Consider the following 270-nt stretch of genomic DNA (forward strand, 5'->3'; position numbering starts at 1 on the left):
GCCCTAACCATTGAAGGCAAAGAGTTGGTGTTGGAAGTTCAACAACAACTAGGCGACGGTATTGTTCGTACCATCGCAATGGGATCTACCGATGGTATGAAGCGTGGATTGGTTGTAGAAAATACAAACAAACCTGTTTCTGTTCCTGTTGGTATTAAAACACTAGGACGTATTATGGACGTTCTAGGTAATCCGATTGATGAAAAAGGCCCAATCGGCGAAGAAGAGCGTTGGTCAATTCACCGTGCTGCGCCTTCTTATGCTGAGCAG

1 pseudogene is annotated in these 270 nt (G+C 45.2%); it reads left to right on the forward strand.

Going from position 1 to position 270, the window contains the following annotated elements:
* Positions 1-270, forward strand: a pseudogene (locus tag AAEY75_RS15245) (F0F1 ATP synthase subunit beta); the annotation flags it as partial.

Source organism: Psychrobacter sp. TB55-MNA-CIBAN-0194 (genome assembly GCF_040309505.1).
GTDB classification, from domain to species: Bacteria; Pseudomonadota; Gammaproteobacteria; order Pseudomonadales; family Moraxellaceae; genus Psychrobacter; species Psychrobacter fozii.